Genomic DNA, 12,499 nt, shown 5'->3' with positions numbered 1-12,499 from the left:
ACCGATGTAAAAATATGGGATAAATATGAAACTAAATGGATATAGCTATATAAATAAAATATAAAAAATTAAGACACTGCAGATTCGACCGTGACCTTAAGACCTAAAGACTCTAGCTTTTTTAAAGATTGACGAATAATCATATTACGCTTTTTCTCTTCATAATAAGTAGGACCTAATTCAATATATGGTTGCTTTTGCTTGAGAATATGATAAACTATAATTAAAATGCTATGTGCCACTGCAACTGCTGCACGGTTTGCTCCTCTTCGAGCAGCGATGCGGTGGTACTGACTTGAGAGATAAGTATCTTTTGCCCTTGAGGCAGCTCTGGCAGCTTCAATAAGAGAGCTTCGCAATTTTTGGTTACCTTTTCGAGTTCTTGCAGGCTTTTGTTTACCAGCACTTTCATTATGACCTGGACACAACCCTGCCCAAGAACACAAATGGGCAGCAGAGGGGAACTGTTCCATATTCGTGCCGATTTCGGCTATTATTTGTTCTGCAGTTCTTCTTCCGACTCCAGGGATTGTATCCAGCAGTGCCAGGTCTTTTTCAAAAGGGAGCATTCGATTTTTAATTTCTTCGTCTAATTTTGCTATTTCTTCATCAAGGTAATCAATATGTCTAAGCTGTATTTCCAGAAGCATCCTTTGGTGATGATTGATCAAGCCTTTTAAAGCGCGTTTTAGTTCATCCATTTTATTTTTTAGCTTGCCTTGAGAAAGCTCAGCCAGGATTTCGGGATTTTCTTCACCATTTATAATAGCCTCAAGTATAGAACGACTGGATGCCCCGTTGATATCAGAGACTACCGAAGACAGTTTGATATTAGCTCCTTCTAAAACCTTTTGTATGCGATTAAGTTCTCTTGATTTTTCTTCAATGAGGCTTTTTCTATAGCGTACAAGCTCGCGAAGTTCTCTTTGTTCACGATCTGGCACAAAGCTGCCTTGCAAAAGGCCATGTTGTAAGAGACTTGCTATCTACTCAGCATCTTTTACATCGGTTTTTCTACCAGGGACATTTTTAATATGCTTAGCATTGACGAGTAGGATTTTAATGCTCTCAAGCTCAAGTAGATTGTAAATAGGTTTCCAATAAGAGCCGGTACTTTCCATAGCAACAACAGAACAACCTTTAGCTTTAATAAATTCTTTTAATGCAATAAGGTCATCGGTCATAGTTGAAAAAGTGCGGATTTCTTTACCTTCTGGTGTTATTATACAAGCTACGACATTCTTTTTATGGACATCTAATCCGCAAACATGAGAATAAACTAAATCCATGAAAGAACCAACTCCTTTTTTAAAATTTGAACGATAGCGACTGTAAAATTGAAGAGCTGGTGCAACAACCATAAGGGGTTATTCTATCCTGCGTGCTTCCCGTAAAGGGAGCAACAATCTGTGGTGCACCTGGTCGTTGGAGTCTGTCTATGAGTCGGGCTCAAAGCACCAAGGTAAGAACGACCTTTCTTCACCAGCCGCTGTACTGATTATATCATCAAAAAAGGACATTTTCATCCTCTGCTGGTGCTGCATTTGCGGCATGGGAGTCTATAAGGAATTGAAACAAGGTAAAAACCAAAGGCAAAGAATTGACGGAGCGGGTTTTTAGCCTACCTATAAGGAATTGAAACCAGCAATCTAAACCATGGTGCACGCTTAAATGTTGTGTTTTTAGCCTACCTATAGGAATTGAATGTATAGGTATTAATTTTGCCCTGATATCTCGTTTTTGGCTTACATATAAGGAATTGAACAGTGCTTATTAAAATAGTTTTTTTAAAGAATTTGAAAATGTGTGGTATAAAGAGGAGGTTAGATCTACATGAGCGAAAAGATGAAAGCTAAACTTTATGATATTGTCAGGTTGAAAGATGGTAAAGAAGGAACTGTTATTGAAATTTATAATATTCCTGGTTTACCTAAAGGGTATGATTTGGAATTATTAGACAAAGAAGAAATTATAACAATAACCGAAGACCAAATAGAGGAAATTATATGGGAAATGCCGTAGAAAAGAAAATATATAGGTGATACTATGGAATTTGAGGTTACAGGGGCATTGATGCAAAGCTATACCATTTGTAAAAGGCAAGTTTGGCTTATGGCACATCAGATAGTGCCTGACCAAGAACATCCTTATATTGAAATAGGTAGGCTTATTGATGAAAATTCTTATCAAAGGGATAGAAAAAAGATTCATTTTGAAAATGTGGTATTAGACCTTGTGAGAATGGAAAAAGATAATATTTTAATTGGCGAGGTAAAGAAAAGTTCAAAAGCGGAAGATAGTGCTAAAATGCAACTTTTATTTTATCTCTACAAGTTAAAGCAAAGCGGAATAACTGCAAAAGGGCAACTTTTTTTTCCAGAAGAAAGGAAGAGGGAAGTAGTAGAACTTACACCAGAATTTGAAAGAGAAGTTATAAAGGCAATTGAAGAAATTAAAGATATAGTATATAAAGAAAAGCCACCTGCTTTTATAAAAATTCCATATTGTAAAAATTGTGGGTATAAGGAGTTTTGTATGTCATGAAAAAAACGATTTATATTTTTTCAGATGGGGAATTAAAAAGAAAAGATAATACTCTATTTTTTGAAGGAGAAAATGGAAGAAAATTTATACCAGTAGAAAATACTTCTGAAATAATGGTTTTTGGAGAAGTAAGCCTTAACAAAAGACTTCTTGAGTTTTTAACACAATCAGAGATTATACTTCATTTTTTCAATCATTATGGATATTATGTAGGGTCTTATTATCCAAGAGAACATTTAAACTCAGGCTATATGATATTAAGACAAGCTGAGCACTATAATGATGGAAGTAAAAGGCTTTATCTTGCTCAAAAATTTGTCGAAGGAGCTTATAAGAATATAAGGCAAGTTTTGAAATATTATTCAAATAGAGGCAAAGATTTGGAAGATGTCATTTATTCCATAGAAAAATTAGGGGAGAGCTTTGATTCAACTTCTACAATAAATGAATTAATGGCAATAGAAGGTAATATTAGGGAATATTATTATAAGGCTTTTGATGAAATAATTCAAAACCCTGATTTTAAATTTGACTTTAGAAGCAAAAGACCACCTCAAAATTTTTTGAATACATTGATAAGTTTTGGAAATTCTTTGATGTATACAACAACTTTAAGTGAAATATACAAAACCCACTTAGACCCGAGAATAGGTTTTTTGCATGCGACTAATTTTAGACGTTTTTCTTTAAATCTTGATGTTTCAGAGATTTTTAAGCCTATCATTGTAGATAGGACTATATTTACCCTGCTTAGCAAAAAAATGGTTACTAAAGAAGACTTTGAAGAAGATGCAGAAGGATTATTACTTAAAGAAAAAGGGAAAAAAGTATTTGTGCAGGAATTTGAAGATAAGCTTGCTACAACTATTAAACACAGGAATCTTTCTAACAATGTTTCTTATAGAAGACTTATAAGGTTAGAGCTGTATAAATTGGAAAAACACTTGATTGAAGAAGAACAGTACAAGCCTTTTATTGCACAATGGTAAATTTAGGTGATAAGATATGTTTTTAATTTTAGTATACGATGTGAATGAAAAAAGGGTCAATAAAGTTTTAAAGACTTGCAGAAAATACCTTCATTGGGTCCAAAATTCTGTTTTAGAAGGCGAAATATCAGAAGCCAATCTTAAAAAACTAAAAATAGAGCTTTCAAGAATAATAGACAAAGATGAGGATTCAGTTATTTTTTATATTTTACGGACTACCAAATATTCTGAAAGAGAAATCCTTGGGCTTAGAAAAGGCGGAGAAGACATAATTATATAAAATTTACATTTCAAAGCGAATAAAGACAAAAATTTAACAAAGCAGGAATTGACTATTTTATGTCGAATTTAATAATTATGAACATTATTTTAAAATACACTGCACAAAAGGAGTGATATAATGGAGCTTACAAAGCCAGTAAAAATAGGCAATTTAAATTTGAAAAATCGGGTAGTAATGGCGCCTGTTAAAACTGGTTATGCTACATCAGAGGGACAGGTTACAGAGGAGCTAATTCAATATTATGTCAATAGAGCAAAAGGGGGAGTAGGTTTAATTGTTTTAGAATCAGCATATGTAGACCTTTCAGGGAAAGAAATTCCGCGTCAATTAGGTATTTATGATGATTCAATGGTAGAGGGGCTTCGCCACCTTATTACCCCCATACAGGAGGCTGGTAGCAAAGTCGCAGTCTACATCAACCATGCGGGGCGGATAGCAAATCCAATGGTAACTAAATTACCCCTTATCGCACCTTCTCCAATAGCTTGTCCAACTATTGGAGTTGAACCACAAGGAATACCTCATGAGGACATAAAGAAATGGCAAAATACTTACGTAAAAGCTGCTGTCAGAGCTTATGAAGCTGGTGCAGATGCATTGGAAATTCAATTTGGACATGGTTATCTCATTCACCAGTTTTTTTCACCTCATACTAACAAAAGAGAGGATGAATATGGTGGCAGTTTTGAGAATAGAATTCGCTTTGGGATGGAAATATTAGATGAAATAAAGAAAGAGATAGGTGCTGATTTTCCAATTATTGTACGCATTAGTGCTGATGAATTTGTGCCAGGAGGTTGGGCATTAGAGGATGCGATCCGTTTGGCTAAAGCATTAGAAGATAAAGGTGTTGCTGCTATTGATGTTTCTTTAGGAAGTAGCTGTGAGTCTGGTGCTATTACATTGCAAACTTTGGGAACGCAAAAAGGATTGGCATGGGAATTTGCTTCAAAAATAAAAGAACAGGTCAATATTCCTGTTATCGCTGTCGGGCGAATCAATACGCCAGAATTGGCAGAAGAAATATTGGTATCAGGCAAAGCTGATTTAGTTGCTCTTGGACGTCCTTTGGTGGCTGATCCGCTATTTGTAGAAAAGGCTATCTCAGGACGCAGCAAGGAAATACGCCGTTGTGCTGCTTGTCACCAAGGCTGTTTAGATGAATTAAGAGCAGGACGCCGTTTTGGTTGTAATTTCAACCCATCAGTTGGCAAGGAGGAGGAAATCGAAATACAAAAAGCACCTCAACCTGGAAAGAAAGTATTTATCATTGGTGCTGGACTTGCAGGCTTGGAAGCAGCTTATACTGCTGCTGCAAGAGGACATAAAGTATACATTTATGAGGAAAAAGGAGAGATCGGAGGTCAAGTTTTGCCCGGTTCTGTTCCTCCTCACAAAGAAGAATTGAAAGGCATCGTGGAATACTATAAAGAGGTACTTCCAAAAGTTGGTGTCACTTTAAATCTTAATCATAAAGTTACAGCAGAAGAAATAGCAAAATGGGAGGCTGACGAAGTCGTCTTTGCGACAGGAGGACAGCCAATTGTACCACCTATTCCCGGACTTAAAGAATACGGCTTTTTGACAGCTGTGGAAGTATTAAGAGGAGAAAAACAAGCAGGCGATAAAGTTGCTATAATTGGTGGCGGCTTGATAGGCATGGAAACTGCTGATTATCTCTCAGAACAAGGCAAAAAGGTAATGGTTATTGAGCTTTTGGAGGAAGTAGCAAGAGACATGGGAGTTTTTGAGAAGATTCTCATTATGAAGCGCTTAAAAGAACGAGGTGTTGAAATTTATGTAAAAACTCGTTTAAAGGAAGTAGGAAAGGCCCTTTTGGTGGAGACACCTGAAGGGGAAAAAGAGCTGCCACTTCCCGATACTATAGTTTTAGCCGTAGGTTTAAAACCAGATCCTTCGCTTTACGAAGAGGTTAGTAAGATTTTACCACAAAAAAAGCTTCATGTTATAGGAGATGCTAAAGAAGTGAGAAAGATTGTTCACGCTATTTCTGAGGGACGTAATTTAGGTCTTTCCCTATAAGAGGGGTTATTCCCCTCTTATATTTTTAAATTATCAACTTATCCACAAATGTATGTGAATATGTTGATAATTTAATGTTGAAAGTCTTTCTGCTAGAATTATGAGGAATTTTTGAGCTATGAAAAATTTGCACACAGATCGAATGTGAATAATTACTTTTCCTTTAAAAAGAAAATTTCTTCACTTGCCTTAGAAAAATTGTTATAATTAATTGTGATAGCAAAAGAAAGGGGGATACCCGCAATGCGGGTATATTGGCTATGAAGTTTTGTTCCTTGAGGTCAGGAAGCAGTGGAAATGCTATTTACATAAATCATAAAGATGTACATATACTTGTTGATGCGGGTTTAAGCGGTAGAACAATTGAAAAAGCATTACTTAACATAGGGATAAACCCTAAAAGTCTATCTGCCATTCTTATAACTCATGAGCATAAAGATCATATTATCGGGGCCGGGGTACTTTCAAGGAGATACAATATACCTATATATGCCAATAAAGCTACATGGGAGGTAATGGAGAAAGACATAAAAGAAATTTCCGAAAAAAACAAACTCTATTTTACCACAGGAGAAGAATTTGAAATTGGGGATGTAAAAATAATGCCCTTTAAAAAGTCTCATGATGCCGTGGAACCGGTAGGTTTTTCCTTTAAATGTGGAGATAAAAAAATTTCCATTGCTACTGATTTAGGATACATGACGAGAGGTGTTGCAAATCATCTTATAGGTTCCGATATAGTACTTTTAGAAGCAAACCATGATATAGAAATGCTTATCAATGGTTCATATCCATGGCCTCTTAAAAAAAGGATTTTATCTAATTTAGGGCATCTTTCTAATGATGCTGCAGCAGACACTCTCATGAAGCTGTTTAAAATGAAAGCGATAGGGATAGCTTTTTTAGGCCATTTAAGCCAAAATAACAACAGACCAGAACTTGCCTTTGCGACTGTTACAAATGTACTTAAAAAATCAGGAGTAAAATTTGAGGTGCGTATGGCTTTAAGAAATATTGAAAGTGATTTAGTAGAAATATAAAACAGGGCCTATTTTGCGAGGCCCTGTTTTTGTATCTTTATTTTAGCTGTTGCTTTTGTTGAGCTAGTTTGCTGTGATGTCTGCCGTATGAGAAGTAAATAATCAATCCTATTATAAGCCATACTATAAGTCTTACCCATGTCTCCCATGGGAGAGATGCCATCAAAGCACCTACAAATATAATTGCCAAAAGAGGTGTCCATGGTACACCAGGTGCTCTGAATTTTCTTGGCAAGTCTGGCTGTGTATATCTTAGTACTATAACCGAAATGGATACAAGTACAAATGCCAGCATAGTTCCTATATTAACAAGTTCTGCTATAATTCCTATTGGTAAAAAGCCTGCCACTAAAGAAGTTGCTATTGCTATAAGATATATAGCCAAAGTAGGTGTTCTAAATTTTGGATGAAGCTTTGAAAAAGCAGGTGGAAGCAATCCATCACGGGACATTGCAAAAATTATTCTTGTAGAACCATATGTCATAACCAACAAAACTGTCGTAATACCTGTTAAAGCACCAATGGATACAAGGCCCCTTGCCCAGTTCAAACCTATTATGTTAAGAGCTTTAGCAACAGGTGCTGGGTCATTTAACCGGGCATACGAAACTACACCAGTGAGTATTGCAGCAACAGCTATATAAAGAATAGTGCTAATGCCGAGAGAACCCAATATTCCTATTGGTAAATCTCTTGCAGGATTTTTTGTTTCTTCAGCTGCGGTTGAGACTGCGTCAAAACCTATATAGGCGAAGAACACAATTGCTGCACCTGTAAAAACCCCTTTCCATCCATAAGGCATGAATGGATGCCAGTTTACTGGTTTTACGTGCCATACTGCAACTACTATGAAGAAAAGTACGACAAATACTTTAAATGCAACTGCTATATTATTGACAGTAGCACTTTCTCTTGTACCTATATATACAAGTGCAGCCACTAATAATAAAATGCCTATTGCCGGCAAATTTATAAGTCCTCCTGGACCTTGCCAAGCAGAATGAGCTGCCCAATCAGGAATATTTATTCCTATACTTGCAAGAAGGTTAGTAAAATAACCGGACCAGCCCAAAGCTATTGCTGGAAGTGCAAAGACGTATTCAAGTATTAAGTCCCATCCTATGATCCACGCAAAGATTTCTCCTAATGCAACATAGCTGTAGCTATAAGTTGAACCTGCAATTGGGAACATTGATGCGAATTCTGCGTATGAGATTGCAGCAAAAGCACAAGCCAAACCAGCCAACACGAAAGAAAGTATAATAGCAGGTCCCGCATGTTCTGCTGCAGCAACCCCAGTTATAACGAAAATACCAGTACCTATGATTGCGCCAATACCTAATGCAACAAGGTCAATTGCTGTTAATGATTTTTTTAGTTTGTATTGTTCGCTTTCTGTATCAGCTAATATCATTTCCAAAGTTTTCTTCCTAAAAAGTCCATTTGAATTTGTCATTAAGCTACCTCCTTATAGCAACTATTAAACAAAATTTTGTAAACAAAAACCGTATGCCCCCTTTTTCTAATATAGAAGATAATAAAAAAGTATAAAATAAAAAATTTAAGACTTTAAAGTGATAATATATTACTTTACTATTATATTAAAACAAAACAATAATATATTCAACATTCTTTTCAAAATACTGGTTAAAGAAAAAATTGCAAATTTAAAACTAATAAATTGCAAAATTGACTAAATAATTATTTTAAAAAGCGGAGAAACACGCAATTTAACAAACAATTTATGCAGTTATTAGTTAATTATAGAGCATATTTTTAGTTTCTGTCAATTGCTTTTTTGTTTAGTAAACGTAAACTGCTATTGATTTTTATAATTTAATGTGATAATATGTATTCTATATATGGAATAATGTTTATGCAACAAAAACAGTGGAGGTGAAATTCATGGGAGAAGATGGGAAACTCTATATAATAAGAGAAGAAATCCTTTCGGACTCTCTTAAAAAGACTTTAAAAGTGAAAGAATTATTAGAATCGGGCAAAGTGAAAACCATCAATGAAGCAGTAAAACAAGTAGGTATATCTCGCAGTGCTTTTTACAAGTATAGAGATTATGTTTTCCCTTTTTCTAAATTTAGCAAAGGGAAAATCATAACTTTATCTATGGTATTAGAGCATATGCCAGGAGTGCTTTCTTCTATTCTTGACGTTGTGGCAGATGCGAGGTGCAATGTTGTTACTATAAATCAAAGTATACCTTCGATGGGGGTTGCGAGCGTAACTATTTCTATTGATACCCAGTACATGGAAATGAGTTTAGAAAATTTCCTTGAGAAACTATCCAGTCAAAACGGAGTTAGGAAAATAGAAATTTTAGGAGAATAAGGGGGATATGAATGAAAATAGGACTAATGGGGCTTGGAACAGTTGGAACAGGCGTAGTTCATTTAATCAACCAAAACGGCAAAAACATTGAAAAAAAGATAGGGGAGAAAATCGAGATAAAAAAGATACTTGTGAAAGACCCCAATAAAAAGAGGACACCCCTTGCAGAAGGAAAAATAACTTTTAATGCAGATGACATTTTAGAAGATGAAGAAATAGATGTAGTAGTAGAAGTGATGGGGAAAGAACATCCCGCTCTGGATTATATTATAAAAGCCCTCAAAAGTGGTAAGCACGTCGTCACTGCCAACAAAGAAGTCATAGCAGTTCACGGCAAAGAGCTAATAAAACTTGCGACAGAAAATAAAGTTAGTCTTCTCTATGAGGCATCAGTTGGTGGTGGCATTCCCATCATCAGGCCATTAAAACAATGTCTTGCAGCAAATAAAATATACGAAATCAAAGGAATATTAAACGGAACTACAAATTATATATTGACAGAAATGAAAGAAAAAGGCCTTGATTTTGAAGAAGCCTTAAAGGATGCTCAGCAAAAAGGTTATGCAGAAGCAGATCCGACAGATGACGTGGAAGGCTTTGATGCGGCAAGAAAACTTGCCATACTATGCACTTTAGCTTTTAACAAATTCACTTTGCCTGAAAAAATTTACACAAAAGGTATAAAGTCTATTTCTAAATCTGACATAAAATATGCAGAAGAATTGGGGTACAATGTAAAACTCATAGCTTATGCAAAAATTGACGAAAAAGAGCGATTAGAAGCATGGGTACATCCTGTCATGATAAAAAAAGACAATCCTTTAAGCGGCGTAAATGGAGTCTTTAACGCTATTTTAGTTGATGGAAATGCAGTAGGGGAAGTTATGTTTTATGGGCAAGGTGCAGGTATGATGCCTACTGCCAGTGCAGTTGTTGCGGACATAATGGATGTAAAAAACCATATTGTAATTCAAAATGGGTGCGAAGATGCAGACCTTCTTCCTATTGTGGATACTGTATCCAAATATTATATAAGGCTCATAGCCTTTGATAAACCTGGCGTAATGAGCAAAATTACTGGTATATTAGGAGACAAAGGAATAAGTCTTTTGTCGGTAGTACAAAAAGGGGTTTTAGGGGATACTGCGGAGATTGTTTTGATCACTCATATCGCGAATACAGGGAAAGTATTTGAAGCCCTGGAAGAAATACAAAATCTGAGGGAAGTAGAAAGTATAGAAAGTGTCATAAGAGTAGAGGGGGAATAGTCAATGGGGTGGGAAGGCCTAATAAAAGCTTATAGAGAGTTTATGCCTAAAATAAAAGAGGAAAACATAGTTACATTAAAAGAAGGCAATACACCAATTTATGAGGCTGTAAATCTTCAAAAACTTTTTCCAGGCATAAAAATATATCTGAAATACGAAGGGTTAAACCCAACAGGCTCTTTTAAGGACAGGGGTATGACTGTAGCAGTGTCGCAGGCAAAAGAAGAGGGTTCTAATGCAGTTGTGTGCGCTTCAACAGGGAATACTTCCGCTTCTGCCGCCGCCTATGCAGCAAAGGCAGGGCTCAAGAGCATTGTACTTATACCTGGCGGCAAAATTGCTTTAGGAAAGCTTGCTCAAGCGATTGCTTATGGTGCTAAGGTTATTGCTATAGATGGAAACTTTGATGATGCTTTGAGGTTAGTTAGAGAGATTTCAAAAAAATTTCCCATAACGCTGGTGAATTCTATAAATCCTTATAGGTTAGAAGGACAAAAGACAGCTTCTTTTGAAATATGTGACGAACTTAAAGATGCTCCTTCCTATGTTGCGCTTCCTGTGGGGAATGCAGGGAATATAACAGCTTATTGGATGGGCTTTAAAGAATATTATAATGCGGGGAAAATAAATAAACTTCCTAAAATGTTAGGTTTTCAGGCAGCTGGGGCTGCACCTATAGTTGAAAACAGAGTAATTGAAAACCCTGAGACTATTGCAACAGCGATACGAATAGGTAACCCTGCCAGCTGGGAAAAGGCTGTCGCTGCGAGAGATGAGTCGGGTGGACTCATTGACAAAGTTACAGATGAAGAAATACTGGAGGCTTATGCGCTCTTAGCCAAGAAGGAAGGTATTTTTGCAGAGCCTGCTTCAGCAGCTTCTATTGCAGGGGTTATTAAGAAATACAAGGAAGGATTTTTTAAAGAAGGAGAATCTGTTGTTTGTGTTTTAACGGGAAATGGATTAAAGGATCCAGATACTGCTGTTAAATTAGGTGGAGAGATAAAAACGATAGAGGCGAATCTAAAAGCATTGGAGGAAGTTTTATATGGAGAGTGACATGGTAAAAGTGAGAATTCCCGCTTCTTCAGCAAATTTGGGACCGGGCTTTGACTGCATAGGAGTGGCACTAAATTTGTATACAGAAATTTCTATGGGATTTATAGAAGAAGGGCTCTTGATAGAGGTTTCAGGAGATGACTATAAAGAAATAGAAACAACTGAGGATAATCTCGTCTATAAAGCAGCTAAAAAAGTTTTTGAAAAAACTGAGACACAATATGAGGGATTAAAAATAGAGATAAGAAATGGTATTCCCATAGGCAGTGGTCTTGGAAGTAGTGCGGCGGCGATAATTGGTGGGATGTTAGCAGCAAATGAACTTGCAGGGGGTATTTTAACCCATGAGGAAATTTTAAACCTTGCAGCTTCCATGGAAGGACACGCCGATAATGTAGGTCCTGCTCTAAATGGTGGATTAAATATAACTGTTTTTGACGGGGTAAGTACTTATTATGTAAAAAAAGAATTAGAAAATGATTTAAAATTTATCACTTTTACTCCAAAAAAAGTTTTAAAGACGGAAATAGCAAGGAGTATATTGCCCCAAAAAGTAGATTTTAAAGATGCTGTATTCAATACAGGTAGGTCTTCTCTTTTGACAGCTGCTTTGTTTAGTGGAAGGTACGATTTGTTAAAGATTGCCTCTCAAGATATGCTCCATCAAAAATACCGCTCTAAACTTATACCTGAAATGTATGCCTGTTTTGAAAAAGCTTTAGAAGCAGGTGCTTATTCTGCTTTTTTAAGTGGAGCAGGTCCTACAATTATGGCTATTTGCTCGGAAGATAAGGTAGATACAGTAGTAGAAGGAGTAGGAAGTGTGTATACTAGCATGGAGATAGATTATAGAGTATATAAACTCCATTGTGAAAATAACGGTGCTCAAGTTTCAAAGGTTTCTCTATCAGTATAGGGAAACCTTTG

General features: G+C 36.1%; 11 protein-coding genes and 1 pseudogene. 10 read left to right on the top strand and 2 right to left on the bottom strand.

Going from position 1 to position 12,499, the window contains the following annotated elements; genetic code table 11:
- Positions 1-68 precede the first annotated feature (68 nt).
- Positions 69-1,289, bottom strand: a pseudogene (locus tag THESIDRAFT1_RS05570) (IS110 family RNA-guided transposase).
- Positions 1,290-1,833: 544 nt separating this feature from the next.
- Here THESIDRAFT1_RS05570 and THESIDRAFT1_RS05565 point away from each other — a divergent pair.
- From THESIDRAFT1_RS05565 to THESIDRAFT1_RS05540, 6 genes are all read left to right on the top strand, one after another.
- A complete protein-coding gene (locus THESIDRAFT1_RS05565) occupies positions 1,834-2,022 on the top strand; it encodes a hypothetical protein (RefSeq protein ID WP_006569794.1) in 189 nt (62 codons plus the stop codon).
- Between the two features lie 24 nt (positions 2,023-2,046).
- Positions 2,047-2,544: a CRISPR-associated protein Cas4 gene (gene cas4, locus THESIDRAFT1_RS05560; protein WP_003867574.1), complete on the top strand. Its 498-nt coding sequence runs from the start codon at positions 2,047-2,049 to the stop codon at positions 2,542-2,544.
- Positions 2,541-3,533 (top strand): type I-B CRISPR-associated endonuclease Cas1b, encoded by a 993-nt coding sequence (gene cas1b, locus THESIDRAFT1_RS05555; RefSeq protein WP_006569793.1) that lies wholly within the window; start codon positions 2,541-2,543, stop codon positions 3,531-3,533. The genes cas4 and cas1b overlap by 4 nt, the downstream gene beginning before the upstream one ends.
- A gap of 16 nt (positions 3,534-3,549) precedes the next feature.
- Positions 3,550-3,813, top strand: coding sequence for a CRISPR-associated endonuclease Cas2 (gene cas2, locus THESIDRAFT1_RS05550; RefSeq protein WP_003871087.1), 264 nt, complete (start codon positions 3,550-3,552; stop codon positions 3,811-3,813).
- A 120-nt stretch (positions 3,814-3,933) separates the two neighbouring features.
- Positions 3,934-5,859: an NAD(P)/FAD-dependent oxidoreductase gene (locus THESIDRAFT1_RS05545; protein ID WP_006569792.1), complete on the top strand. Its 1,926-nt coding sequence runs from the start codon at positions 3,934-3,936 to the stop codon at positions 5,857-5,859.
- Positions 5,860-6,119: 260 nt separating this feature from the next.
- Positions 6,120-6,899, top strand: a complete 780-nt coding sequence (locus THESIDRAFT1_RS05540) for an MBL fold metallo-hydrolase (protein WP_003871085.1) — start codon at positions 6,120-6,122, stop codon at positions 6,897-6,899.
- Positions 6,900-6,936: 37 nt separating this feature from the next.
- Here the strand turns inward: THESIDRAFT1_RS05540 and THESIDRAFT1_RS05535 are convergent, their stop codons facing one another.
- A complete protein-coding gene (locus THESIDRAFT1_RS05535; protein ID WP_004399639.1) occupies positions 6,937-8,355 on the bottom strand; it encodes an amino acid permease in 1,419 nt (472 codons plus the stop codon).
- A gap of 449 nt (positions 8,356-8,804) precedes the next feature.
- Here THESIDRAFT1_RS05535 and THESIDRAFT1_RS05530 point away from each other — a divergent pair, with 449 nt between their 5' ends.
- From THESIDRAFT1_RS05530 to thrB, 4 genes are read left to right on the top strand one after another with little or no spacing between them, the layout of a single operon-like run.
- Positions 8,805-9,245 carry an ACT domain-containing protein gene (locus tag THESIDRAFT1_RS05530; protein ID WP_003871326.1) on the top strand — a complete coding sequence of 147 codons (441 nt, stop codon included), beginning with the start codon at positions 8,805-8,807 and terminating at the stop codon, positions 9,243-9,245.
- Between the two features lie 11 nt (positions 9,246-9,256).
- Entirely contained in the window at positions 9,257-10,513 is a 1,257-nt protein-coding gene (locus tag THESIDRAFT1_RS05525) for a homoserine dehydrogenase (RefSeq protein ID WP_006569791.1), read from the top strand.
- Between the two features lie 3 nt (positions 10,514-10,516).
- Positions 10,517-11,572 (top strand): threonine synthase, encoded by a 1,056-nt coding sequence (thrC, locus tag THESIDRAFT1_RS05520; RefSeq protein ID WP_006569790.1) that lies wholly within the window; start codon positions 10,517-10,519, stop codon positions 11,570-11,572.
- Positions 11,562-12,488 (top strand): homoserine kinase, encoded by a 927-nt coding sequence (gene thrB, locus THESIDRAFT1_RS05515; RefSeq protein ID WP_006569789.1) that lies wholly within the window; start codon positions 11,562-11,564, stop codon positions 12,486-12,488. The genes thrC and thrB overlap by 11 nt, the downstream gene beginning before the upstream one ends.
- Positions 12,489-12,499 lie beyond the last annotated feature (11 nt).

Source organism: Thermoanaerobacter siderophilus SR4 (assembly GCF_000262445.1).
Classification (GTDB): domain Bacteria; phylum Bacillota; class Thermoanaerobacteria; order Thermoanaerobacterales; family Thermoanaerobacteraceae; genus Thermoanaerobacter; species Thermoanaerobacter ethanolicus.
The sequence above is the reverse complement of the archived record's forward strand: the minus strand, read 5'-3'. Positions and strand labels throughout refer to the sequence as shown.

What these genes read in the sequence shown, in the direction of transcription:
- cas4 (WP_003867574.1), top strand. Translation starts at nt 2,047, where the DNA reads ATGGAATTTGAGGTTACAGGGGCATTGATGCAAAGCTATACCATTTGT.
- THESIDRAFT1_RS05535 (WP_004399639.1), bottom strand. Translation starts at nt 8,355, where the DNA reads ATGACAAATTCAAATGGACTTTTTAGGAAGAAAACTTTGGAAATGATA.
- THESIDRAFT1_RS05525 (WP_006569791.1), top strand. Translation starts at nt 9,257, where the DNA reads ATGAAAATAGGACTAATGGGGCTTGGAACAGTTGGAACAGGCGTAGTT.
- cas2 (WP_003871087.1), top strand. Translation starts at nt 3,550, where the DNA reads ATGTTTTTAATTTTAGTATACGATGTGAATGAAAAAAGGGTCAATAAA.
- THESIDRAFT1_RS05530 (WP_003871326.1), top strand. Translation starts at nt 8,805, where the DNA reads ATGGGAGAAGATGGGAAACTCTATATAATAAGAGAAGAAATCCTTTCG.
- THESIDRAFT1_RS05545 (WP_006569792.1), top strand. Translation starts at nt 3,934, where the DNA reads ATGGAGCTTACAAAGCCAGTAAAAATAGGCAATTTAAATTTGAAAAAT.
- thrC (WP_006569790.1), top strand. Translation starts at nt 10,517, where the DNA reads ATGGGGTGGGAAGGCCTAATAAAAGCTTATAGAGAGTTTATGCCTAAA.
- THESIDRAFT1_RS05540 (WP_003871085.1), top strand. Translation starts at nt 6,120, where the DNA reads ATGAAGTTTTGTTCCTTGAGGTCAGGAAGCAGTGGAAATGCTATTTAC.
- cas1b (WP_006569793.1), top strand. Translation starts at nt 2,541, where the DNA reads ATGAAAAAAACGATTTATATTTTTTCAGATGGGGAATTAAAAAGAAAA.
- thrB (WP_006569789.1), top strand. Translation starts at nt 11,562, where the DNA reads ATGGAGAGTGACATGGTAAAAGTGAGAATTCCCGCTTCTTCAGCAAAT.
- THESIDRAFT1_RS05565 (WP_006569794.1), top strand. Translation starts at nt 1,834, where the DNA reads ATGAGCGAAAAGATGAAAGCTAAACTTTATGATATTGTCAGGTTGAAA.